Source organism: Sphingobacterium sp. xlx-130 (assembly GCF_011007405.1).
Lineage (GTDB): Bacteria > Bacteroidota > Bacteroidia > Sphingobacteriales > Sphingobacteriaceae > Sphingobacterium > Sphingobacterium luzhongxinii.
In genome coordinates this window covers 104,835-129,162 of record NZ_WFKN01000004.1, presented here as the reverse complement: position 1 = coordinate 129,162, position 24,328 = coordinate 104,835, and the positions used below count along the sequence as shown (strand labels likewise).

Annotated in this window: 20 protein-coding genes; 10 read left to right on the top strand and 10 right to left on the bottom strand. The window is 39.2% G+C overall.

The genetic code is table 11. The features are described from left to right. Window positions 1-162: 162 nt before the first annotated feature. A complete protein-coding gene (locus G7B18_RS06615; RefSeq protein WP_164108931.1) occupies window positions 163-1,368 on the top strand; it encodes a glycosyltransferase family 4 protein in 1,206 nt (401 codons plus the stop codon). Then, entirely contained in the window at window positions 1,343-1,657 is a 315-nt protein-coding gene (locus G7B18_RS06610) for a metal-sulfur cluster assembly factor (protein WP_410528434.1), read from the top strand. Before G7B18_RS06615 ends, G7B18_RS06610 begins: the two co-directional genes overlap by 26 nt. Here G7B18_RS06610 and G7B18_RS06605 read toward each other — a convergent pair. From G7B18_RS06605 to G7B18_RS06595, 3 genes are all read right to left on the bottom strand, one after another. After that, window positions 1,654-2,961, bottom strand: coding sequence for a cation:proton antiporter (locus tag G7B18_RS06605; protein WP_164108933.1), 1,308 nt, complete (start codon window positions 2,959-2,961; stop codon window positions 1,654-1,656). The two genes, G7B18_RS06610 and G7B18_RS06605, sit on opposite strands and share 4 nt — an antisense overlap. A gap of 6 nt (window positions 2,962-2,967) precedes the next feature. Next, a complete protein-coding gene (locus tag G7B18_RS06600) occupies window positions 2,968-3,447 on the bottom strand; it encodes a cation:proton antiporter regulatory subunit (protein ID WP_164108934.1) in 480 nt (159 codons plus the stop codon). Window positions 3,448-3,528: 81 nt separating this feature from the next. Beyond that, window positions 3,529-4,317 carry an MBL fold metallo-hydrolase gene (locus G7B18_RS06595; protein WP_164108935.1) on the bottom strand — a complete coding sequence of 263 codons (789 nt, stop codon included), beginning with the start codon at window positions 4,315-4,317 and terminating at the stop codon, window positions 3,529-3,531. A 116-nt stretch (window positions 4,318-4,433) separates the two neighbouring features. On the opposite strand from G7B18_RS06595, the gene recJ reads away from it, so the two are divergent. The 3 genes from recJ (at window position 4,434) to G7B18_RS06580 (ending at window position 8,486) form a co-directional block, all read left to right on the top strand. Then, window positions 4,434-6,134 carry a single-stranded-DNA-specific exonuclease RecJ gene (gene recJ / locus G7B18_RS06590; RefSeq protein ID WP_164108936.1) on the top strand — a complete coding sequence of 567 codons (1,701 nt, stop codon included), beginning with the start codon at window positions 4,434-4,436 and terminating at the stop codon, window positions 6,132-6,134. 81 nt (window positions 6,135-6,215) lie between these two features. Then, complete coding sequence (gene lptB, locus G7B18_RS06585) at window positions 6,216-6,950, top strand: LPS export ABC transporter ATP-binding protein (protein WP_164108937.1); 735 nt, start codon at window positions 6,216-6,218, stop codon at window positions 6,948-6,950. Between the two features lie 18 nt (window positions 6,951-6,968). Next, complete coding sequence (locus G7B18_RS06580) at window positions 6,969-8,486, top strand: GH3 auxin-responsive promoter family protein (RefSeq protein WP_164108938.1); 1,518 nt, start codon at window positions 6,969-6,971, stop codon at window positions 8,484-8,486. Here the strand turns inward: G7B18_RS06580 and G7B18_RS06575 are convergent. Then, the gene (locus tag G7B18_RS06575; protein WP_164108939.1) at window positions 8,483-9,196 is read right to left on the bottom strand and encodes a tetratricopeptide repeat protein; all 714 of its coding nucleotides are present in this window, start codon (window positions 9,194-9,196) and stop codon (window positions 8,483-8,485) included. The genes G7B18_RS06580 and G7B18_RS06575 overlap by 4 nt on opposite strands. Continuing rightward, window positions 9,196-9,762, bottom strand: coding sequence for an RNA polymerase sigma factor (locus G7B18_RS06570; RefSeq protein WP_164122229.1), 567 nt, complete (start codon window positions 9,760-9,762; stop codon window positions 9,196-9,198). Before G7B18_RS06570 ends, G7B18_RS06575 begins: the two co-directional genes overlap by 1 nt. A gap of 180 nt (window positions 9,763-9,942) precedes the next feature. Here G7B18_RS06570 and G7B18_RS06565 point away from each other — a divergent pair, with 180 nt between their 5' ends. Continuing rightward, window positions 9,943-12,093 (top strand): PKD domain-containing protein, encoded by a 2,151-nt coding sequence (locus G7B18_RS06565; RefSeq protein ID WP_164122228.1) that lies wholly within the window; start codon window positions 9,943-9,945, stop codon window positions 12,091-12,093. A gap of 3 nt (window positions 12,094-12,096) precedes the next feature. After that, window positions 12,097-14,673 (top strand): CHAT domain-containing protein, encoded by a 2,577-nt coding sequence (locus G7B18_RS06560; protein WP_164108942.1) that lies wholly within the window; start codon window positions 12,097-12,099, stop codon window positions 14,671-14,673. Window positions 14,674-14,916: 243 nt separating this feature from the next. On the opposite strand, the gene G7B18_RS06555 is transcribed toward G7B18_RS06560, so the two are convergent. Then, window positions 14,917-16,683 carry an OmpA family protein gene (locus G7B18_RS06555; protein WP_164108943.1) on the bottom strand — a complete coding sequence of 589 codons (1,767 nt, stop codon included), beginning with the start codon at window positions 16,681-16,683 and terminating at the stop codon, window positions 14,917-14,919. Window positions 16,684-16,838: 155 nt separating this feature from the next. Between G7B18_RS06555 and G7B18_RS06550 the strand changes: the two genes are divergently transcribed. After that, window positions 16,839-17,906 carry a branched-chain amino acid aminotransferase gene (locus G7B18_RS06550; RefSeq protein ID WP_164122227.1) on the top strand — a complete coding sequence of 356 codons (1,068 nt, stop codon included), beginning with the start codon at window positions 16,839-16,841 and terminating at the stop codon, window positions 17,904-17,906. Between the two features lie 118 nt (window positions 17,907-18,024). Here G7B18_RS06550 and miaA read toward each other — a convergent pair whose 3' ends face one another. The 4 genes from miaA to pdxA form a co-directional block, all read right to left on the bottom strand. Continuing rightward, window positions 18,025-18,942 carry a tRNA (adenosine(37)-N6)-dimethylallyltransferase MiaA gene (gene miaA, locus G7B18_RS06545; protein ID WP_164122226.1) on the bottom strand — a complete coding sequence of 306 codons (918 nt, stop codon included), beginning with the start codon at window positions 18,940-18,942 and terminating at the stop codon, window positions 18,025-18,027. Window positions 18,943-18,978: 36 nt separating this feature from the next. Beyond that, entirely contained in the window at window positions 18,979-19,569 is a 591-nt protein-coding gene (locus G7B18_RS06540; RefSeq protein ID WP_164108946.1) for a plasmid pRiA4b ORF-3 family protein, read from the bottom strand. A gap of 50 nt (window positions 19,570-19,619) precedes the next feature. Next, window positions 19,620-21,050 (bottom strand): CCA tRNA nucleotidyltransferase, encoded by a 1,431-nt coding sequence (locus tag G7B18_RS06535; protein WP_164108947.1) that lies wholly within the window; start codon window positions 21,048-21,050, stop codon window positions 19,620-19,622. Window positions 21,051-21,147: 97 nt separating this feature from the next. Next, a complete protein-coding gene (gene pdxA, locus G7B18_RS06530) occupies window positions 21,148-22,203 on the bottom strand; it encodes a 4-hydroxythreonine-4-phosphate dehydrogenase PdxA (RefSeq protein WP_164108948.1) in 1,056 nt (351 codons plus the stop codon). A 175-nt stretch (window positions 22,204-22,378) separates the two neighbouring features. Here pdxA and rsmA point away from each other — a divergent pair, with 175 nt between their 5' ends. Next, window positions 22,379-23,158, top strand: coding sequence for a 16S rRNA (adenine(1518)-N(6)/adenine(1519)-N(6))-dimethyltransferase RsmA (rsmA, locus tag G7B18_RS06525; RefSeq protein ID WP_164108949.1), 780 nt, complete (start codon window positions 22,379-22,381; stop codon window positions 23,156-23,158). Window positions 23,159-23,163: 5 nt separating this feature from the next. Next, the gene (locus tag G7B18_RS06520; protein WP_164108950.1) at window positions 23,164-24,327 is read left to right on the top strand and encodes an FAD-dependent monooxygenase; all 1,164 of its coding nucleotides are present in this window, start codon (window positions 23,164-23,166) and stop codon (window positions 24,325-24,327) included. Window position 24,328 lies beyond the last annotated feature (1 nt).

Genomic DNA, 24,328 nt, shown 5'->3' with positions numbered 1-24,328 from the left:
ACCCTACATGAATTAACCTTTTTAATACACATGAATACATTCATTTTATCTAAGTTTGTAAAAAAGCTCTTAACGTACATCAAAAACTGGACAACAAGCGTGAACAGCTTCGGGTCTCCAGCAGTTTGAGTACTAACATTTACAGACGACAACAACTTGGATATGCGCATTCTTCTTATTCATAACTTTTATCAGCACCGGGGAGGAGAAGATATAGTCGTGCAGCAAGAAGCTGAACAACTTTCAAAAAGCAACCAGATAAAAGTCATTACAACGAAAAACACTAGAGGCCTAAAAGGTTTATACCAATTCTTCCTTTATCCCTTTAATATCTGGAAAGCAAAAAGAATAATAAAGGATGTCCTGGCATTCGAACCCGACATCGTACATATTCACAATATTCATTATGCCTTAGGCCCTTGGATCATACGTATATTAAAGAGGAAAGGTATACCCGTTGTGATGACACTGCATAACTTTCGACTTATTTGTCCCTCAGCAACACTTTTTTTCAAGGATCGGCTATTTACAAATAGTCTTAGGGAAGATTTCCCTTGGACTGCCGTTAAAAAGAAAGTACTGGACAACAACCTTGTAAAAACATTCATTACAGCTTTCGTCTATTGGTGGCACAGGAAAATAGGCACATGGACACAAGTAGATCAATTTTTGGTTCTTTCCGATTTTTCTAAAAATATATTTGTCCAATCTAAACTTGGTTTAACAGAAAATCACTTCAGTATAAAGCCCAACTTTGCCAATGTAAGCTACACGCCTGAAAAGAAACCAAAGGACTTCTTTCTTTATATAGGAAGACTGTCGCTTGAAAAAGGCATACTGCAATTGATCAATGCAATCGCAAAGACAGACTATAATCTCAAAATACTCGGCACTGGACCTTTAGAAAAAGAGGTAGTTCAAATCATACAAAAAAACCACCATATCGAATTTTTGGGTTTTCAGTCTCCGGATATACTTCGCCAACATATAGAGAAAGCAACTGCCCTTGTGGTACCATCGGTATGTTATGAAGGAATGCCGATGACCATATTAGAAGCATATGGATTAGGCACCCCTGTACTAAGCAGCAACATTGGTATTTTACAGGAAATGGTCGTACCTTTACAAACAGGACTACATTTCGACCCTTATTCATCACAGAGTATTCGAGAGGCTCTAGCCCAATGGATAGAGCTTAGTAGTCATGATAAAGAAGTCATAAGTAAAAACTGTAGAGCAATCTATATAGAAAAATACACCGCAATTAAAAACATTGATTTATTGTTGGATATATATATAAAAGCGATAGATCACAATGCTAAAAATAATGAGTATCATCATAATAGACCACTTAAATATAGCACCTAAAATTCAGGAGGTGCTTGAGTCAATTTATGACCCAGAATTAAAGCCTGCCAATATTGTAGATTTAGGTCTCATATACGAGATCATCACCAAAGAAGGCGGAATAGCGAAGATTGTCATGACATTAACAGCTCCTGGCTGCCCTGTAGCTGGAGAAATAATGGATGAAGTACAACGTAAAGTCGCCGCTGTTGAAGGGGTCAACGAAGCACTGGTGGAGCTTACATTTGATCCTCCTTGGAATAGAGACATGATGAGCGAAGAAGCAAAATTGGAATTGGGCTTTCTTTAATCTTTTTTGGAAGAGACGCTTGCTTCCAATGCAGCGAGTGTCTTCTTCGGCTTAGTAATCTTCTCCTCTTCACCAAACAAAGCGTTCCAGATTTTTCTAGACTCTTTTGTCAATAAAGGAGATACAACAGATAAGATCAAAACATAAACTACAACAAAAGATTGCAATATAGGTAACAGGCCACCTGCTTTACCGATATTGGCCATAATGATTGAGAACTCCCCCCTTGCCGATAATGTCAGTCCAATATCAAATGAAGCACGAGGCTTCATTTTTGAAAAATGAGCAGCAAAATAGCCCGAAGCTACATTACAGACAACAGTAATTACAGCAGCAAGCGTAGCCCAACCTATCGCACCGCTTAACGTATATATATCAATCGACAAACCGAAACTAAAAAAGAACATAGCTCCAAAGAAATCTTTGTACGGTAATACCATCGCTTCAATTTTCTTGATATACTTCGAATCCGCAAATACCAGACCGGCCATTAGTGCTCCAATAGCTTCGGCCACATGGATGGTTTCGGAAAAGCCGGCAATAACAAACAATAAACTAAATATAATCAGAATAAAGAGCTCCGAGGATTTTTCCTGAAGTAAGCGATCGATAAAAGGGATTAATTTTCGGCCAAGAACAAGAAATGTTAATATAAACCCCAGTGCTAATAAAGACGTACCTAATACGGCAAGAACTGACGTCCCTCCTGTTAAAATAAGACCTGACAAGAAAGATATATGCATCGCGATAAATAAATCGTCAAACATAATCATCCCCATTATCACTTCAGTTTCCGGGTTAGCAGTACGCTTGAGGTCGGTAAGCACTTTAGCTACTATAGCAGTAGAAGAACTCGTCATCAAACCACATAAGACCATAACTTCTTTAAAGGGAAGGTCCATTAACCAACCGATAAACAGGCCCGACACAAAGTTAAGTAGCACATACAATGATCCTCCGGTCACTATAGATTTGCCGGATTTGATCAATCGCCCAACAGAAAACTCAAGACCTAGATAAAAAAGTAAAAAGAGTACCCCCAATCGTCCCATAAACTCGATAAAGGGTTTGCTTTCAGAAAAGGTAAAAAAGTTCCATACCTTATCAACGGTCGATGTCAGTGTTGGGTTATTTGCCTGTTCTAAAAATTGTAATAAAAAATTGGGATATTCTTTATTTCCCAACAGCATTCCTATAATAATAAAAAATGGTATGACCGAAAAGCGCAGCCTATTGGCCAATAAGCCAACTGACGCGACCAACAAAACGGCAATTCCTATTTCAAGTATTATAATATGCGACATATAATCTTATAGCAGGATTTCTTTCAATAATTTTATATTTTTTGCTTTACCGGCAATAACTAAAGTCACGTCAGGCCTTATAATATACTCAGGCCCGGGATTTATAACTGTTTCATTATCATGAATAGCAGCTATGATAGACGCTCCTGTCTTTTGTCGAACGTCGAGTTCTCCGATAGTTTTATCCGCACCATCATTAGAAGCTTCTACTTTGTACCATTCAATACGTAAATCATCTAAAGCCACCTCAATTGTTTCTAAGGCCTTGGGTTTATAAGACAAGCCACCTAAAATACCCGCGATCTGCCTCGACTCCTCATCCGAGAGCGTCATGACACACTGCGTATCATTATCTTCTTCATCATGGCGGTATAGCTCTCGCCTACCATCATCATGAATGACTACAACCATATTATCCCCAGCTTCAGTTTCGATCTGATACTTCTTCCCAATGCCAATAAGATCACTTTCTCTAACTACCGACATGATTAGTTTTATTAGTTTAAAAATTAGATATTAATCAAACTTAACGAAAATTACTTTTGTATACAACCCGTAACAGAGAGGCTACCCCTCTTTACTCGCATCCAAAAGGATATAGGCCCCATCGTCTTTCTGCTTAGGCCTTCCTAAAGCCAAAGATTTACCGTGATAGAACAGAAAAATCCATCCCTCCGGAGCACCTTGCTCCCAATACGCCATACGACGATCACGAGCTGCGCGGCCATCATAGTCATATTTAGCAATAAAGTTTTTAAAAAGCTCTTCAGGTTCGGGAAGAACATCTCCACCAAAGAAGAAATGCTCGCCTCCAGTCTCAATATGAAAAGCCTGATGAAATTCGGTATGCCCCCCATTAATCTCATAACGAATTTCACTGTTAACAACTCCCTCTCCTTCGACTAATGTCAAATTGCCACTACGCTGTAACACGTCAAATACCTCGGTGCGGTACGAATCCGATTCCGAACTATACGCGTTTTCCCATTCTCCTCGTTGTACGATATATTCTGCATCAGGAAAGGCTATACGGCCGACCCCTTGTTTGAAATCTACCATACCTCCTGTATGATCTTTGTGGAGATGAGACATCAGCACGTATTTGACATCACCCGGTTCAAACCCAAGCTTACGGATATTAGAATGGATCAAAAGTTCGTCTTCGGCAGTGCGATAGCCCAAACCTGCATCACATAAGATTAAACCAGAGCGAGCAACAATCAAGAAGGGATGGACGTGAACAAATAAAGAACCCGGACGGCTCTTCGGATCATCCTTTAATGGATCAAACGGAATGAATTTCTTTGATCCGTCGACAGAGAATGAACCTTCAAAAAGGGAATATGCTTGTATCATCTTTTATAATCTTGTAAATATGACAGTTAGGCCTACAAACCACTAAATACAATGACCAACATTAGGTAAAAGCACCTAGAAAATGTATATTTACATACAAAATATAGTGCAAAGATATGCAAAAAAGGTGGGTCCTAAAACCAAAAAATGACAGCAACAAAATTAGCAAATTACAATTAGAACTGGGGGTAACCCCTATTGTTGCTCGGCTATTGGTAAATCGGGGCATCGACACTTTTGAGCAATCCAAGACCTTCTTTAGGCCTTCATTGGAGAGGTTACCAGACCCTTTCTTAATGAAGGATATGGATGTTGCGATCTCCCGAATCGAAAGAGCTATAGGCAACAATGAGAAGATCCTGATCTACGGAGATTATGACGTCGATGGGACAACGGCTGTTGCAGTCGTTTACAGTTTTTTTCGCGCTTTTCACTCCCGAATTGAGTATTATATTCCCGATAGATATGCGGAGGGATACGGAATTTCTACGCAAGGTATAGATTACGCTGCCGACAATGATTTCTCCCTAATTATAGCTTTAGACTGCGGTATCAAGGCTTTGGATAAAGTTGACTACGCCAATACGCGTGGTGTGGATTTTATTATTGGAGACCACCATCTTCCAGGCGACACCATCCCTGATGCCTGTGCTGTATTGGACCCAAAGCGTGCTGACTGTCCCTACCCTTATAAAGAACTATCAGGATGTGGAATAGGCTTTAAAATCATCCAAGCATTTATAAAAAAGAATGAAATGAATATGGATGAAGCCTATCAATACCTCGATCTAGTCGCGGTAAGTATTGCTTCTGATATTGTTCCGATTACCGGTGAAAACAGGATATTAACACACTTTGGGCTAAAAAAACTAAACACCAATCCTTCAGTAGGATTGCAAGCGCTTATAGATCTTTCTTCCAACAGAACCGGAATTTTTTCGATCAACGACATTGTGTTTCAGATAGGCCCCAGAATAAACGCTGCTGGCCGAATAGACCATGCTAAAGGGGCAGTAAACCTTTTGATATCAAAATCAAAAGATGAAGCATCCAACTACTCGGCAATGGTAGATGATCAGAATAATCTCCGAAAGGATTTTGACCTGAGAATAACTGAAGAAGCATTGGCTATTATTGAAAATAGTGAAAGTGATAAACTCAAAAAATCAACAGTACTCTATAAATCGGATTGGCACAAAGGTGTGATAGGGATAGTTGCTTCGAGACTGACAGAAAGATACTATCGTCCCACCATTATTCTTACCGAAACAAATGGCCATATCGCAGGATCTGCACGCTCTGTAGTAGGTTTTGACCTTTACGAAGCACTTAGTGAATGTAGTGACTTACTAGATCAATTTGGTGGGCACAAATACGCTGCCGGACTAACGATGCAGGAGAAAAACATCGCGCTCTTTCAGGCTCGCTTTGAAGAAGTTGTGCAACGATCAATTAAACCTGAAATGCTGCAACAAGAAGTTTCTATCGATGCAGAAATTGAACTAAAAGATATCGACAACAAATTTTATCGCATTCTTAAGCAATTTGAACCTTTTGGCCCGCAGAACGAAGCCCCTATATTTGTATCCAGAAATGTACAGATTCACGGGAGTGCTTATATTGTCGGATCTAATCATTTAAAATTTACAAGTCTCCAAGAAGGATCTCCTAGTTTTGACTGTATTGCCTTTGGACTGGCCGAACATATCCATCACCTCAATAGCAAGAGGCCTTTTGATATTTGCTATAGTATAGAAGAAAACAATTGGAGAGGTAAAAAGAACCTCCAGTTAAACATCAAAGGAATCCGTTATTAAATTACTTCTATTTTTTAAATTGTGGACATTGGTGAATACAAAGCATTTTATTTAGGTTTGCATTAAGCGGATAATAAATCGATGATACTAAGAGCAGAACACTTAATCAAGAAATACAAACAGCGTACAGTGGTAAACGATGTTTCTTTCCACGTAGAGCAAGGTGAAATTGTTGGTCTTTTAGGCCCCAATGGCGCCGGAAAGACAACTTCATTTTATATGATTGTAGGGCTGATCAAACCCAATGATGGCCATGTATTCCTTGACGATGAAGAGATAACTAAAGATGCGATGTATCAACGCGCTCAGAAAGGCATCGGATATCTCGCTCAAGAGGCCTCCGTCTTTAGAAAGCTATCGGTAGAGGACAATATTCTAGCAGTATTAGAAATTCACCACCCAAATAAAGAAGAGCGAAAAGCAAGATTAGAAGAATTATTAACCGAATTCAGTCTGCACCGTGTCCGTAAAAACCGCGGAGACCTACTCTCTGGTGGAGAACGTCGACGTACAGAAATCGCAAGAGCGCTTGCCGCCAATCCACATTTTATCCTATTGGACGAACCGTTTGCAGGGGTAGATCCTATTGCCGTTGAAGAAATCCAAACTATCGTCGCCAAACTAAAGGCCAAAAATATCGGTGTGTTAATCACCGACCATAATGTACAAGAAACACTCTCCATCACAGACCGTGCTTATCTCTTGACGGAGGGAAAAATCATGCTCACCGGTACTCCAGAAGAAATAGCAGACAGCGAAATGGCACGAAAATTCTATCTGGGCCAAAATTTCGTCTTAAGGCGCAAAAACCTATAACCTCTAATAACAAGAACTATGGAACTATTGAATTCTATCTTCACATGGATCATGAAAAAGCGTATACATCAGATCGAGCTGTTCATGAAATATCCACACGATGTACAGGAAGAATGGTTTCAAAACTTGATATCAGCAGCAGAGGCAACCGAATGGGGCAAAAAATACGATTACAAAAGCATCCTTACCCCAGAGGAATATAAAAAAAGGGTTCCTATTAGCGATTACGACGACATCAAAGGGTATATAGACCGTATGATAAAAGGAGAACAGAATATTCTATGGCCTTCGGACATAAAATGGTTTGCCAAATCATCAGGAACTACTTCAGACCGGAGCAAATTCATCCCTGTAAGTATGGAAGCGCTGGAGGAATGTCATTATCAAGGGGGCAAGGACATGCTGTCTATCTACTGCCACAATAAACCCGACAACAAACTTTTCACGGGTAAGTCAGTGGTTATCGGTGGGTCGTCGCAAATTAACAACTTCAGTCCGGACTCCTATTATGGAGACTTATCATCTATATTAATTCGTAACCTACCTTTCTGGGCAGAATTTAAACGCACCCCCAACCTAGATGTTACCTTAAATCCAAATTTTGAAGAAAAAATCGAGCAAATAGCACAACATACCATTAAAGAAGATGTGACCAGCTTAGCAGGAGTCCCTACTTGGAACATCGTCATGGCAAAGCGGATTTTGGAAATCACCAAAAAGGACAATCTCTTAGAAGTATGGCCTAACCTAGAATTTTATGGACATGGTGGTGTCAGCTTCAAACCCTACCGCGAGCAGTTTAAGCAACTGATTCCATCAGACGAAATGTACTATTTAGAAAACTATAACGCTTCTGAGGGCTATTTCGGACTACAGGATCAATCAGATTCTGAGGACTTATTACTCATGTTGGACTATGGAATCTATTATGAATTTTTACCAATGGAAAATCTAGATAAGGAGGATCCAAAAACTTTAAATCTGGACGAAGTAGAACTGGGTAAAAATTACGCACTCATTATATCTACCAACGCGGGATTATGGCGCTATAAAATTGGAGACACCATCCGTTTTACATCCTTGTCTCCCTATCGTTTTCAGATTTCAGGAAGAACCAAGCAATACATAAATACTTTTGGAGAAGAGGTAATCGTGGACAACGCCGAACAAGCTCTCCAAATAGCCTGTCGCGAGACGAATGCTAGCATCAGGGATTATACCGCAGGGCCAATATACTTTAAAGAAAATGAGGCCGGGGCACATGAGTGGGTTATCGAGTTTGAGAAAAAACCATCTGATTTTCAAAAATTCTGCGAAATTCTAGATCAGAAACTCCGTGAAATCAATTCCGATTATGATGCTAAACGCTATAAAAACATGGCGTTAAGACAGCCTATTATTCATAATGCCCCTACCTTTACGTTCTACAACTGGATGAAGTCCAGAGGTAAATTAGGTGGACAAAATAAAGTCCCCCGTTTGTCGAATAATAGAGAATATCTGGACACACTATTGGAGGTCATGCGTAATTCCTAATCTATCTTTTTCCGTAGTTTAGCAGCTTTCTCACCAAGATCTCCCTCTGCAGGGATTTTATTCAAACACATTTTGGCATTATCCAGATCTCCTTTTTCATAATAAGCTATGGCCAAATAGTAGTTAGATTCTAATGCAAACACCGATGGACCACTCGCTATTGGGGATAATAAATCAATAGCACTGACCCACTTTTTGGTACCGATATAACTCAAAGCTAAATAATATTGATACTGTATCTGTTCAGGATCACTTTCCAATAAAACGGACAACAGCTCTTCAGCGACAGCGTACTGTCCCTCATTAAAAGCTGTCACCGCCTTCTCATAGGAAGTGTTTTCTAACTCTCCACGAACAATTTCTGAACGCATCAAAGGCAACTCATATACCTCATAAGAGCCCTTAAAGAAAAAAAGTGATCCCACCAAAAGAATACAAGCTGCTGCTACTACAGGTAACCATCTCTTGATACCGGGAGTTGTTGATTTTGAGGACTCTCTATAGCGCTCGTTCACTTCAGCCAGCGTCGTCTTCAAGGAATCGTCTTGCGCTGGCACTCTACGGTTTAGAATCTCATATACTTCGCGTTGTAGTGCTACCATATTTCTGAGTTCGTTGTCGACAGCAAGCCGGGCTTCAAACCGCATTAACTCCTCTCCCTCTAGCAGTCCCTCAATATAATCCTGTATTTTCTCTGAATGGTTCTCCATTACTTTAAACTTTTGAAAATATTACTTTCTCTAACCTTTTTTATCAGGATCGACATACATTCACTTTTTTTCTTACGCAAGTAAGCGTAACTAATCCCCAAGGATTCGGCTATTTTTTCCTGCTGCTTCTCCACCAGACAACGTCGTATTATATCCTGACAACTTTGCCCCATAGTGCCCAAAACTGTCATTACATAATTCTCTCTATCGATTTGCACGAACAGTTCATCCCATTCCCCATACGACTTGTCCTCCACATATAATAAATCATTTTCGCTATTTGTTACCAACATACGTTGCCTTTTCTTCAACACGTTCAACCATTTACGTTTACACACCAGACTAAAAAAAGCCAAAAAGCTTGTTGTTAATACGAAGTTCCTGTCCCGAGCCATATGATAAATATCCACCAAAGATTCTTGTAAAATATCATATCCGTCATCTTCAGTTCCACTATTTTGTATAATCAGGGTAACAATTTGCTTTGCATATTTATTATATATAAGCTGTATGCCTTTGCTATCGTTATCCTTGAGGTACTGAATATATACTTGGTCTATGTGCATTTAATTGGCCATTACACTGTAAATTTAAAAATATTTCGGTGATAATAAAATTATCCTGATTTTGAACCAGAGACACAGAACTTTGACCGTAATAAGAGGGGCTTATATTGCAATTAATAAGAAATTTAATTATGTTTATTTAACATTAACAGCTCCAATATACCTTAAGGTAAAACTATTATGAAAATACACTGGATTATTACCCTACTTTTCATATGTAAAAAAATTAATTTTCAATGGCCATATGGAACATCCAAATCGCATTATGCACGATGTATTGTAATTGGTGAGCATGCTGCTTCGCGGTCATTCGTGTTTATGCGGCTACTTTTGTATGGATATTTCATACTGAATATTTACTCAGCATCTGCACAAAAAGACAGCACTATTATACCAATAGATACCTTTGAAAGTAAAATAGATTTTCAACAGCTTCCTAATGGCGTATCTTTCAAACCTATCTTAAGGCCGCTAATACAGGTTCCTGGTGGACGAACTCCTTATTACAAATACTTATGGGATTTTGGGGATGGCCACTTTAGCACACAGGCAGAGCCTATACATCAGTATGCTAAACCTGGTGAGTATGAGGTCTCTCTTTATGCTGTTAATAATTACTCGAATGGTCCCAAGCCGAAACGACCAATACGAAAAATAAAAAATACAGCTCCGCCATCAGCATTAGCACATCGTTCGTCTAATACCTTTGAGCAAAATTTCTTTGCGTCCAACGGTGTATTTCAGATTTTTAAGCTGTCCGATGCCAAACCGGGGGAAGATATTTCATTAATTCTCGGTGTACAAACCGAAGGTAAGAAAGGTAAAGTATATCTACTCTCTAATGAGAAGATTGCTGGGCTTAACGGGTTTCAGTTCGCCCACCAAAGCACCTATTATAAAGAAAACATTGATAGCTTGGTAAAAGCAGAAGCATTATCCAGTATGTGGGCCAGTGTAAAGCAGTCTACATTCACTAAGACTGGATCTCCAGACTACGGTATAAAAGAGGTATCCACGTTTCAAGATCAACAACAGGCCATCAACTATTTCAAACATCTTTATAATGCTTATAATTCTTTAACGGCCTATGATATCGACCCTTCGAACGGAGATCAGCAATTTTCCTTGATTAATCTTGATGTAACCGAAGATATGTTGGTAGACACGAATGCCATTGTCACCATCACCGGTGTATTTATACCAGAGGATGGTCTCGCAAATGTCCACCAAGTAGATATCCCAGTTGTAAAATCCCATGACCCCAACAAGATGTCTATAAAGCCCGCCAGGATGAACTATCGCTTTCAAAAGAAACGTAAGACACTGACCTACAAGGTTCAATTTCAAAACGATGGCGAAGGCGATGCCAAGAATGTGCGATTAGAGATGCGCATCCCGGATGAAATTATCAAAAACTCTTTTAAATTAAAAGCATTATACCCCAAATGTGACAGCTGTGAAACAAGCAGCAGCCGTGGTTGTTATCGCTACTATCTAAAAGATGATGGTACGTTAGTCTTTCATTTCAAGGATATATCCCTCCCTGGAACAGCAGCAAAAGATATTACAGATATGGATAGTACAAAGGGATTTATTCTCTTTGAAGTAGAGACACAAAAAAAGCTTAAGAACAAGTCCTTTGAGGCGTACACTAATATCTATTTTGATAATAACCCTCCTATCAAAACCAATACAGCAACTACACGATTCTTACGCACACTATCTCCATTTATCACAATAGGTGCCACAAGTACCTTCGGAACCCCCAAAGAGAACGAGCTCAGTCATAAATTTAAGACAGGTTATCAAATTGGCTTCGGTATCGCTCCGACCGCCCCTTATCGTAAACCATACTGGCAGATAGAATTATATACAAGTTATTTCAAGAGAGAGAGTCAATCTCCTCGTGGAGATAAAAAAGGAGAACACCCCTACTTGGTCGATGGAAAAACCAACTATTTTGTCTACAATGCTGTCAGCGATTTCGAAAAACGGGAATACCTCACATTACAAATACCCGTACAGATTCGTTATAACTTCAACCCTTTCTTTTCCATGGGAGCAGGTGCAAGTGCCCGAAAAGACTTTAACATCAAAGCTTCTGGACAGACGACATATTACCTCGAACGAATGGGGGCTAATGGGGTAATGGAAATCGCACAGATGAGTGAATCAAAAGATTTATCTAAAACAAACAGTGCTATCAAGATAAACCCTTTTCTCGATCTAAACGTCGGTAGTGTCAACCTAGGCCCAGCACTTGGATTGAGATTCACCTATGATAAGCAACAAAAATGGAATGGAGGTATCTATGGTATATTTCGCTTTTAGCAGATGAGAATACAATGTCTTGCATTACACATACTCCTACTAGTCGCCTGTAATAAACCTAATTCTGAGCCTCTAAAAAAAAATGAACTACATTTTAGCGAGGAACAGTTAGATTCTATTTTCGAAGTTTTTGAGGGTATCGCCTATGAAAACCCGGCATCTTATGTTAACGACCCTGACTCTTTTTTCAACCAACTGACTGTTAGCGCCAAAAGCAGCTATCAAAAAGAGATGTACCTCTATGGTCTTATTTTTATGGGATACGGCCTTTTACAACATGGGGATAATTTGGGAAGTACCAAATATTATGAGAAAGCCTATAATTACATAAAATCAACTCCTGTCCAAATACGAGATATTAATACAGAAATCGTCAAGCCTTTAGCTAATCTCTATATTCAAATCAATGACACACAAAAGTCAATCACACTGCTAAAAGTTACGCTACAAAAAATGAAAAATGAAAATGAAATTGTGGAACTAAGCAACAACTTGGCAAACGCTTATTTATACAATGCCGAATTGGACAGTGCCAAGACAGTCTTATTTCAAGCTATGAAGTACAAGGCAAGTTCAATCACAAAGGCTTTATTGTATAATACATTAGCTTCTGTATATGAAGAAGAACGAAATAAAGAAAAAAGCAAATTTTATAACAATCTTGCTGTAAAAGAATTTGAAAAGACTCCTCTGAAAGATGAGGCACAGCTTTGGTATGCCTCCGCCCTAGGATTAAAAGGTTGTTTAGTACAAGATAATAGACTTGTCACAAGAGCTATCAATCTCGTAGAAAAAGATTTTCCTAACGAACAAAATAGATTCAAAGCTAAGCTGACCCTGATGAAAGGAAACCTCTTACGGGACAAAGGTTTCTATCGGGATGCACTCGATGCTTATGACAAAACCCTATACTACTTCAAACCGGAAGGCAAATCATATGTACTAGATTATACGTATACTCAAGCACTTTTAGGGAAAGCAAAGATACATGTGGTCATGGAACAACTGGACTCCGCATTATACTATTATGAATGGGCTATAGAAAATGACTTTAGAACCCAACAACTGATCGTCAGCAGCAGGGATCAGCTACGAAACAATATACTTAACAAAGAAACCATTGAAAGCATAATTACACTCATTGAGAACAAACCAGGCCTTAGTCAGCAAAAAGAGGTTGTACAACAACTTCTTTGGTGTATCGAACTAAGCAAAGCACGATTATTAATTAATGAAATTAGTAGATCCGAAGAGTGGCTAGGCGCTTCTGAAAAAACAAAAAAAGGAATACAGACCATTTGCCAGCTCTACCATCAAATAGACACATCCTCGGATCAAAATGAAAAAATAAAACTATCTAAGCGGATCCAACAGGTTATGATAGAATTCGAATTGTCAGAAAAGTATTTTGAGGCGATACGATTTGAACCGCAAAAAACACAGTTTCTAAGCCATCTAAACAAGCCAAACAGTGATTTCTATACTTATTTTATCCACAATGATAGCAGTATAAGTGTTATCTATACATCAAAACACGATCTCCAGTTCAAAAGAATAAGTACAGCAGAACCTTTAGTACGTCTCATGGCTTTCAAAGACAAATACTTTGGCAGCAGCCCCAACAATTACAATCAAAACCCACAGGAATATAATCTCGAAGCGCAGTATCTTGCCGAAGAACTCCTTCCCAACATTGAAGATACGCAGCGTAATATTTTCGTATCATTGGATGGGCAGTTGTACGGCTTCCCTTTTGACGCCCTGTATAAAAATGATTTTTTAATCAAGACTCATAATTTTGCTTATCTGAATTCCTTTTTACTATTCGACCTTTTAACCGCAAAACCTCAGAAAAAATCAGCCATAGCATTAATGTACCGCTCCACTTATCCCGAACCTCTCCCTAATCTCCAGTTTGTCAAACAAGAAGTACAAAATATAGCCAAACGATACGCTGTAAATAAAATCGGACCTAGAAAACAAAACGATATTATAATACGAGAACAATTTGCAACGCCCAATGTAATTCATATCGCAGCACATACCATATTGGATACGACTACTGCTCCAGTCATATACCTCAATGAACCAATTTCTACCAACCAGCTCCGGTTTTATGAAATGAATGCACCACTAGTCTTTCTTTCTGCATGCAATACTGGTCACGGTCGTCCTCTCCCATCGGAGGGTACCGAAAGTATACAACGGGTATTTTTAAGTAAAAACGTTCCTTCAGTTATATCGACATTTTGGTTTGCAAATGACGAAACCATGCTAAACATTACCACTTCGTTCTACAAAGAACTCTTTGAAAACGATGATCCAATTTGTGCATTAGCAGAAGCAAAACGAACATTCCTACAATCAGCGCCCCCCGTTCAACAAAATCCTTGGTACTGGGCCAATATCAATTATACAGGTATAGGGAACAAAATAGGTTTGAAAAAACGATCAAATCTACCTTTTTTTACTGTTGGAGTGCTAGCACTACTCGTACTAGCTCTCCAATACCCTGTGACACTATGGTTTTATAAAACGTTTGAAAATAAAGACAAAAAAGCCAACAATAAAACTAAATAGAGTAATCTGCCTATAATCTTCGTCACGATACCAAAGTTCTTCTTCTATCTCTTCTTTCATGTGTATATGATTTGATTTACAACTGCTTTATGGAATATCCGACTATATTATGCACGTTTTTGCTGCAAAGTGGTATGCATACAGCTTCGCGGTCATTCGTGCTTGCGCAGTTATTGCTAAAAAGATATTTCATATCATTTAAGTTTATTGATTATTTAATAAACGTTGATCAGCAAAACTTTGCTACTTCACGTATGCCAAAACTTTAATTTCAGTCCTTCTATTCTCTTGGTGCATTTCTTCAGAACATTCGACACCATTTTCACAGTGATTCAATAATTTTGATTCCCCATAACCTTTAGCAATTAATCTATCCCTAGCAATTCCATTGTAGACTAAATATGCTACAGCTGCATCCGCTCGACGTTGAGATAGCTTTTGATTATAAATACCGTCGCCCCGACTATCGGTATGGCTTGACAGTTCTATCCGTAGACTTGGATTCTGCTTCATTATGGTGACTACATTATCCAAAACCAACGCTGCGTCAGAACGGATGTTACTTTTATCAAAATCGTACAAGATATTCTTTAACACCCAGCTTCCATCCTTTTCCAGATCACATACACCTAATTTTAAGATTACATACAACGTCTGACTACGATCTAATCCTTTGGTAGTCACCAACTCAGTTTGCGAGTATCGTCCCTGCTGATTGGCTACAACAGTAAAATCCGCTTGGGGATCCAACTGATAAATAAACTTACCTTCACTATCAGATATTTGGTTAGAGTTGATTCTATTAGCGCTATTGGTCAAGACCGTATTAATATTCGGCAAATTACGTTCTACAGTACAGTCAAATGTCTCTCCAATCAGCGTAAACCGCGGATCATCGTGAAATATTTCCTTGAAAATAACTTTGCTATTCGTATTAAAATCGGCATCCGTCAAGATTAGCAATGGCGTCTTTACACCATTTTTCTCTCCAACCACTTCATATCTTCCATTTTTGACTGCCATCAACTTAGATGCTAACCCGTTTGCATCTGTCGTTGATTTCTCCTGTGTTTCTGGTCCATCGATAGAAACGACAACGCCACTCAACGCCAAATTGGTCTGCTTATCCCGTACCATAATCTGTAGGTCTTTTGACTCCGTTTTAGATTGGACAACTTCGTCGTATCTAGGCTTATCGGGAGCAACTAGAGGGGCCTCTGGCCGTTTGGACTTCCCAAACAGGTATTTAACTCCGATCCCAGCTTGTACCGTTTGATGGAATGTATTACGTACCACCGGCACCTCCTCATAATGGTCTAGGTATCCTTTAATCGTTGTTGTGGATTCAATAGGATTGGCTGTTTCGACACTTTCCTTTACGGCAAACTTACTTGCTTTATTACCAAACTTGACACCAAACGTCTGGACATAATCGACATGCGCAAACACCGCAAAATTAGATCCCAGCATGTAGTTAAATCGTAGACCTCCGAGTCCCGCCCAACTATTTGCCTTGTTCGTAGAGTCGTTGTCAGTAGATTTTATGGGATAGTCGTAAGTCCCCCTAGTATCCGAATAGCTCATTGTACGTACATATTCCGGAAAATACTGTATCATCACCCCGCCTCGGACATATGCTTCGGCATGAAACCTATTCTTAGTGAATTTATAAGTTGGCCCTAAGGTGAAAAGGTAATTTTCAAATCTCGAGTCATTCTTATAGGCAGTGGATATACTTCCATTCACAAAATAAAAACTATCCATTTTGGATATATCATTACGGATATACCGTGCATCGACTCCCAATCCAAATTTATTTCCATTGAAATACTTATCGACAAACAACCCAGAGTAAAAACCCGTCTTGACTTCACCAATCTTTTTGTATTTCTGAATGGGAAAGCTTGCCCCTCCCTGAACACCAATTTGCAGGTCCCCTTTCTCCTGCCCTTGAACATTTGCTAAAAATGTAATTCCCAATAACATTAATGCGAGTAAAAGTTTTTTCATATTCATCTTTTTTTTGTTTACAATTTGTTATTCCTCCTTTAGGATTCACTTTGTTATTGATATATAATGTCGATTTGTTATTTGTTACCCACTAAATGAAAAAAATCAACGTTTTTTTTTCCTAACTTGCGACTTTCAAAAACTATATCATTGATATGAGCGCGGTAGATCAAATTTCAATTCGCGTAGAGCCAACTAAACAATCAAGACTCTCGCAGGTAGACTTTAACAATTTAAAATTCGGGCAGATTATGTCAGACCACATGCTCGTGGCCGAATACAATAATGGAGAATGGACAGATGTCAGCATTGTGCCTTATGGCGATATCGCTGTCAGCCCTTCTATGTCTGCTTTACATTACGGACAGGCTATATTCGAAGGAATTAAGGGATATAAATTTGAGGATGGTACGGTGAGTATCTTCCGTCCGGACAAAAACTGGGAACGTTTCAATAAATCTGCAGCACGCTTGCAAATGCCTGAAGTTCCTGAACACATATTCTTGGACGGATTAAAGAAACTATTAGATATCGACCGTGATTGGATCCCATCTAAAGAGGGAACTGCCTTGTATATACGTCCATTTATGTTTGCTACAGAAGCAGCACTAGGTGTACACCCTTCTATATCATACAAATTTATCATTATCACTTGTCCGGTAGGTGCTTATTACAGCAAACCTATCTCGTTAAAAGTAGAAACACACTATACACGGGCTGCTGAAGGTGGTGTTGGGTTCTCGAAAAATGCGGGTAACTATGCGCTTTCTTTATACCCTACACAGTTGGCTAATGACGAAGGTTATGATCAAATAATGTGGACAGATGCTGCAGAACACAAATATATTGAAGAAGCAGGTACTGCCAATTTAATTTTCCGTATTGGAGATACGATCATTACGCCGCATGGAGATACTATCCTCCATGGGGTAACGAGGCGTACTATCATGGAGTTGGCAGACAAATGGGGCTATAAGACAGAACAACGAAGAGTATCCGTTAAAGAGTTGATCGATGGCATCCAAAATGGTACGGTATCCGAAGCTTTTGCTGCCGGCACAGCTGCAACTATTACACATATAGACCGTATCGGGTTCGAAGGCAATAATTACACGCTACCTCCAGTAGAAGGACGAGAATTCTCATTGAAAGTACTGGATTATCTAAACCAGCTACGTTACGGTAAAATCGAAGATCCGTTTGGGTGGAACTTTATCGTATAAATAGAAAGAACTTTCATGATTCCATTGAATCACCAACAGAGATGAAAGTTCTTGATGGTCTCTGAAAACATACACTTTCAGAAAAAAATAAAGAGCAAAAATTTTTAGTCTTTGCTCTTTATTTTTTTATCCTTGCCTGGATAAATCCTATAATATTGTCCTTATCCTCCGGTTCAAACCATGTCGTATTACCGTATTTCTTGAACCAAGTAATCTGCCGCTTGGCATAACGTCTTGAATTTTGCTTTATTTTATCAACGGCCTCTTCAAACGAGATCTTATGATCAAAGAAATCAAACATTTCTGCATAACCTACTGTAAGCAATGCTGGTTTATAGCGATAATCTATTAATGATTTAGCCTCTTCTTCTAATCCCATCCCGATCATTTGATCCACACGTAGGTTAATACGATCGTACAATTCACTTCGCTCCACATTGAGACCGATGGTGATCACATTAAAAGGTCTTTGCGAAAAAATCTTCTTTTGATAATAAGACATAGGTTTACCCGTAGCTTCGTAAACTTCCAAAGCTCTGATAACACGCTGTGGATTGTCTGTATCAGCTATTGCATAATAATCAGGATCTACTTCTTGGAGACGCTGCTTCAAAACTGATAGACCTTGTTCTTCGGACAATGCGTTTAGCCGTTCGCGAATCCCTTCAGGCGCTTTGGGTAGATCGTCTAGCCCCTCAGTCAGTGCCCGAATAAAGAGCCCTGAACCACCGACAGCTATTACGACATCATGTATCTCAAATAATCGGTCTAACAATGCCAAAGCTTCCCTTTCATAATCTCCTGCAGAATACTCTTCGTCTACGGAATGGGAATCAATAAAATGATGAACAGCAGACCCCAACTCGTCGAAGTTTGGCTTGGCTGTACCAATCGTCATCTCTTTATAAAACTGTCTGGAATCAGCGGATAATATTTCTGTCTTGAAATGTTGAGCTAAAAAAATAGCCGTAGCCGTCTTCCCTACTGCTGTAGGTCCTACCACTACGACCAAAGTCTTTTTATTTTTATTATCCACTGTACTCCCTAAAATGTCATTATTGAAAAAGACATATTAATAATCATCATCTGCAGACCCGAACTCTTCTTTATCACCTTCTTCATCCCCTTCCTCATCGCCGTCCATAGTTTCATAATCATCATCCTCATCTACGCCGTATTCTTCCGCACTTTCAATCTCTTCGACATAATCATCATCGTCTTCCGTCTCTGTAGAAACCGGAAAATTAGCTGAAGCAATCATTTTAGGTGCCTGACCCACAGATTTAAAGATTGCCGGATATTCCTTTCCTTCTTCCTCTTTTAAGATCTTTATCAATTCGACGTGAAAATCATAAGGACGATCAAAATTATAGATGTAGTAAAATTTTTGATGTGGATCATCAATAAATTTACTCAACCGTATGTTTTCCATCAACAGTACACCAGCCTCGACCTTACGCTGTACTGGCTTTAATGCAATTTCAGTACCCTTTTTCCACTGGTCATTACTCACATAAAAAGAGGAAGAAGTATCTATCTGATACCCTGTACTCTTATGAATTTCTTCGTGCAACTCCATGAATGTACTTTTTGAAGGCATATCTATGTCCCGATATACATCTTCATAATCTTCAAATGTTACTCTAAATCTATAAATTGCCATATATCAATATTGAAAATAAGCCAAAGCTTATCCAAATGTAAAAATATAAATTATTTTGATGTCCCTATGGACAATCTTTGCTTCGGCTCTAAGTTAAGTATCTTGGCGCGGGCCACCATAAATTCGTAAGCAGCCTCTCTCTCATTAGGAATATCACCTTCTAAAATTGCTTCCCGAATGGCATTCTTGATGACACCAACTTGCTTTCCAGGCTGTAACCCAAAGACATGCATAATATCTTCACCCGTCACTGGAGGCTGCCAGTTACGCAAGTGGTCTCGCTCCTCAACATCTCTCAACTTCTGTTTAACTAGTTCAAAATTGTCACGGTATTTTTTCTTTTTAAACTCGTTTTTTGTAGTTACGTCAGCGTGGCATAGTAGCATCAATGCATCAATATCATCACCTGCTTCAAATAATAAACGACGCACTGCTGAATCACTAACAATATCTTGTGCCAATACGATGGGTCTAAGATGAAGTTGGACCAATTTCTGGACAAACTTCATTTTCTCATTCAATGGCAATTTTAGTTCCGCAAAAAGCTTAGGCACCATACGCGCCCCCTTGTCTTCATGGCCGTGAAAAGTCCATCCCACCTTTTTGTCAAATCGTTTGGTCGCAGGCTTGGCAATATCGTGCATAATAGCAGCCCATCTCAACCACAAATCATCCGAAAGTTCAGCTACATTATCCAGAACTTCCAAAGTGTGGTAAAAATTATCTTTATGCCCTCGTCCTTCCACAATCTCCACACCGTACAATTGGCACATCACAGGGAATATGAGTTCTAACAATCCCGTATCAAAAAGATAACGAAATCCAATAGATGGTTTCGGGGCTAAGATAATCTTATTAAGTTCATCTGTAATCCGCTCTTTGGATATAATTTTAATCCGTTCTTTGTTATCGACAATAGCTTGTATAGCCTGCATATCGATCTTAAAATTCAACTGTGTGGCAAATCGTATAGCCCGCATCATCCGCAAGGGATCGTCAGAAAAAGTTTCCGTGGGATCCAATGGCGTACGAATAATACGTCGCTCTATATCGCCAAGCCCATCAAAAGGATCGAGGAGTTCTCCAAAAGAGGCTCCATTTAGAGAATAAGCCATTGCATTTATCGTGAAGTCACGTCGATTTTGATCATCAGCTAACGTACCATCTTCAACAATAGGCTTGCGCGAATCTCTTCGATACGATTCTTTCCGCGCCCCCACAAATTCAACATCGAGTCCCTGGTACACCAACATAGCTGTACCGAAAGACTTATATAACACAACCTTAGTATTCAACTGTTCACCTAATAGGCTTGCAAACTCGATCCCGGAGCCGATCACCAAGATATCTACATCATATTTAAAGGGGCGTCCCATAATCCGGTCGCGAACATAGCCACCAATCACATAGCATGCTGTATCCGTTTTATCGGCCAAATCTCTAATAATCGAAAATATAGGGTGTTGCAATTGTTCTATCATAGCTTGCGCATACAGACCTAGAGGCCTAACAAGTCACAAAAGTACTTATTTTAAAAGAATATTCTAAAAGATAAACGGAGTTAATTCGACAGCAAGGTTAATCTCTATCTCTTGAAAGCTTACGAAATGCCAAAGGATTTGCACTTAATTCAGCCTGCTCTCTCCTATTCTTTACAATATGCACCGCTGTAAAAATAGCTTCCAAAAAAGACTCATGCGAGGCCATATTACGACCTGCAATATCGTATCCCGTCCCATGGTCAGGAGAAGTCCTTACGATAGGAAGACCTGCCGTATAATTAACACCTTTACGATCTGCGATGTGCTTAAATGGAATAAGCCCTTGATCGTGATACATAGCAAGTACGGCATCAAACTTCTGATAAGCATGCGATGCAAAGAAACCATCGGCGGGATAAGGCCCGAAACAAAGTATACCTTCTGCATTTGCTTTAGAAATAGCTGGACGTATAATTTCCTCATCTTCAACACCAATTATACCATTATCACCGGCATGTGGATTCAGCCCTAAAACAGCAATTTTCGGCTTCTGAATCCAAAAATCCTTTTTAAGACTAGTATGCATTAATCTAAGTTTTTTTAATATCCCTTCTTCCGTAATCTGCGAAGCGACATCTTTAATAGGAATATGTCCTGTCACTACACCTACACGAAGGTCATCGCAAAGCATAAACATAAGTACGTCATCAGAACCAACCTTCTCTTGAAGGTATTCTGTATGCCCCGGAAACCGAAATCCTTCTTGTTGTATATTATGTTTATTTATCGGTGCTGTCACTAAGGCATCTATCTTTCCCGAGTTAAGGTCTTCGACGGCTTTCTCCAACGAAATAAACGCATACTTTCCGCCTATTTCATTTTCCTCCCCTAATGTAATTTTGACATCTTCTTGCCAACAATTAATAATATTGGGACGCTTTGAGTTTGCTTGATCCGGAGTTTGTATAACATTAAAACTAAAGTCATTAATGTCATTTGCTTTACGATGAAATGAAGCATTTTTGGTATTACCATAAACAATGGGTGTAAAATATTCTAAAACACGACTATCTAACAATGATTTGATAATCACTTCCATCCCTACTCCGTTCAAATCACCAATACTAATACCTACTTTCAATTTTTCACTCATTACATTAAAGCATTTTATACTCAAAAGTAACAAAAATTAGGCAATGAAAAACACTCTACATTCGAAATTATAGCTTTTACTCCCAAAACTCACTTGTTATAGAATCTTTATTTTAAACATTCATGACGTTTTTTTACTTTTGGTCTTTGAGACTTTTCACTTTTTGACATTTCACATGAGTACTGTACGCGCTAAAAAACACCTTGGACAACATTTTCTAAACGACAAAAATGCTGCGCAGCGAATCGTTGAAGCCTTGGATCCATCATTAGGTTTCGCTCAGGTTTTAGAAGTCGGTCCAGGGATGGGGGTTCTTTCTGATTTTCTCTTACAAAAAGAAGAATACGAAACTTACTTAATTGATGTCGACGATGAGTCCATTGATTTTTTAGCAGAAAAGTATAGTGAACTGGGAGACCGCTTAATCCATGGTGATTTTCTAGCACTGGATTTCTCCAAATATTTTGGAGAAAAAATGGCTATTATCGGTAATTTCCCATATAATATCTCCTCTCAAATTCTTTTTAAAATCCTTGACGAGAGACACCGTGTGATCCAAATGGCTGGCATGTTTCAAAAGGAAGTTGCTGAACGCTGCGTCGCCAAGCCGGGTAGCAAAGAGTATGGGATCCTTAGCGTCTTTTTACAGGCATACTATAAAGTAGAGTATCTTTTTACGGTCAAAGCTGGAGCCTTCAATCCTCCCCCCAAAGTGCTTTCGGGGGTCATGCGTATGACTCGGAATGAAGTAGAAAAATTAGACTGCGATGAACAACTATTTTGGAAAGTCGTAAAAGCAGGGTTCAATCAACGTAGAAAAACACTACGAAATGCACTGTCTGCTGTGGTCGTAAAAGATAAAATGAGTGATAACCCACTATATGAGTTACGGGCCGAACGTCTTACTGTAGCCGATTTCGTTCAGCTTACTAACGAAATATTCAACGCAAGATAGAAAAAATGATTACCGACAGCGAGTTTATGATTATAGGCGGAGGTGTAGCGGGTCTAACCGCTGCTATCGCACTTCAATCTATCGGTCGTGAATTTGTCTTGATTGAGCAACGTCAAATACTTCATGGCATAGGTGCTGGTTTTGGGCTAGCAGCCAATGCCATGCAAGCCCTTGATTTATTAGGTTTAAAAGGAGATATAGAAAAAATAGGCTATTATTTGGACAATTACCATATCCTTAGTGAAAAAGGAAATATTCTTTTCAAACCTGATACAAGCAGGATATCCAATCAGTATAGTCAGAAAAACTTCGCTATACACCGCGCAGATTTACACGAACACCTACTATCGAAAATCCCATCAGAAAAAATTATACTAGGCAAACGTGCTATAAAATTAGAACAGGAAACTGGTTTTGTCCGTGTATTTTTTGAAGATGGAAGTATCCATACTGGGACCTATCTGCTGATAGCGGATGGGGTCAAATCTTTACTAAGACAACAATTAGTACCATCGTCAACTCCTCGCTTTGCCGGATACACGTGCTGGAGAGCTACAATTGATAATTCCAATATCAAATTAAATACAGGTTTTGAAACATGGGGAAAGTCTGGCCGATTTGGAGTTACTCCATTGATCGGCAATCGAATTTATTGGTACGCATGCGTCAATGGGAAAGCAAACGATCCACAGTTTAAAACCACCACCGTAGCAGACCTATACAATAGATTTGCGAGCTACCACGATCCAATCCCAAGAATACTACAAGCGACAAACAATGAGGACCTTATTTGGAGCGATATTATTGATATCAAACCATTAAATCACCTGGCCTATCACAATATGTTGATAATTGGCGATGCTGGCCACGCTACAACGCCCAATATGGGACAAGGAGCTTGCCAAGCAATAGAGGATGTAGCTGTACTCATAGATGAATTAAAAAAAAACAAAACAACGGTTAATGCCTTTCAATCTTTTGAAAAGAGGCGATTGGCGCGAACGCATTATATCACCGAAACTTCAAAACAAATTGGAAAAATAGCCCAATGGGAACACCCCTGGTCCATCGCGATTCGTAATACGTTGGCCAAAGCCCTTCCGAATCGGATCAAACAGTATAGTTTATTAAAGCTACTTTCCAAAGATTTTATGAAGGAAAACAATTAAA

Coding starts and splice junctions, on each gene's coding strand:
- G7B18_RS06615 (WP_164108931.1), top strand. CDS start 163: ATGCGCATTCTTCTTATTCATAACTTTTATCAGCACCGGGGAGGAGAA.
- G7B18_RS06605 (WP_164108933.1), bottom strand. CDS start 2,961: ATGTCGCATATTATAATACTTGAAATAGGAATTGCCGTTTTGTTGGTC.
- G7B18_RS06600 (WP_164108934.1), bottom strand. CDS start 3,447: ATGTCGGTAGTTAGAGAAAGTGATCTTATTGGCATTGGGAAGAAGTAT.
- G7B18_RS06595 (WP_164108935.1), bottom strand. CDS start 4,317: ATGATACAAGCATATTCCCTTTTTGAAGGTTCATTCTCTGTCGACGGA.
- recJ (WP_164108936.1), top strand. CDS start 4,434: ATGCAAAAAAGGTGGGTCCTAAAACCAAAAAATGACAGCAACAAAATT.
- lptB (WP_164108937.1), top strand. CDS start 6,216: ATGATACTAAGAGCAGAACACTTAATCAAGAAATACAAACAGCGTACA.
- G7B18_RS06580 (WP_164108938.1), top strand. CDS start 6,969: ATGGAACTATTGAATTCTATCTTCACATGGATCATGAAAAAGCGTATA.
- G7B18_RS06575 (WP_164108939.1), bottom strand. CDS start 9,196: ATGGAGAACCATTCAGAGAAAATACAGGATTATATTGAGGGACTGCTA.
- G7B18_RS06570 (WP_164122229.1), bottom strand. CDS start 9,762: ATGCACATAGACCAAGTATATATTCAGTACCTCAAGGATAACGATAGC.
- G7B18_RS06565 (WP_164122228.1), top strand. CDS start 9,943: ATGAAAATACACTGGATTATTACCCTACTTTTCATATGTAAAAAAATT.
- G7B18_RS06560 (WP_164108942.1), top strand. CDS start 12,097: ATGAGAATACAATGTCTTGCATTACACATACTCCTACTAGTCGCCTGT.
- G7B18_RS06555 (WP_164108943.1), bottom strand. CDS start 16,683: ATGAAAAAACTTTTACTCGCATTAATGTTATTGGGAATTACATTTTTA.
- G7B18_RS06550 (WP_164122227.1), top strand. CDS start 16,839: ATGAGCGCGGTAGATCAAATTTCAATTCGCGTAGAGCCAACTAAACAA.
- G7B18_RS06540 (WP_164108946.1), bottom strand. CDS start 19,569: ATGGCAATTTATAGATTTAGAGTAACATTTGAAGATTATGAAGATGTA.
- G7B18_RS06535 (WP_164108947.1), bottom strand. CDS start 21,050: ATGATAGAACAATTGCAACACCCTATATTTTCGATTATTAGAGATTTG.
- pdxA (WP_164108948.1), bottom strand. CDS start 22,203: ATGAGTGAAAAATTGAAAGTAGGTATTAGTATTGGTGATTTGAACGGA.
- rsmA (WP_164108949.1), top strand. CDS start 22,379: ATGAGTACTGTACGCGCTAAAAAACACCTTGGACAACATTTTCTAAAC.
- G7B18_RS06520 (WP_164108950.1), top strand. CDS start 23,164: ATGATTACCGACAGCGAGTTTATGATTATAGGCGGAGGTGTAGCGGGT.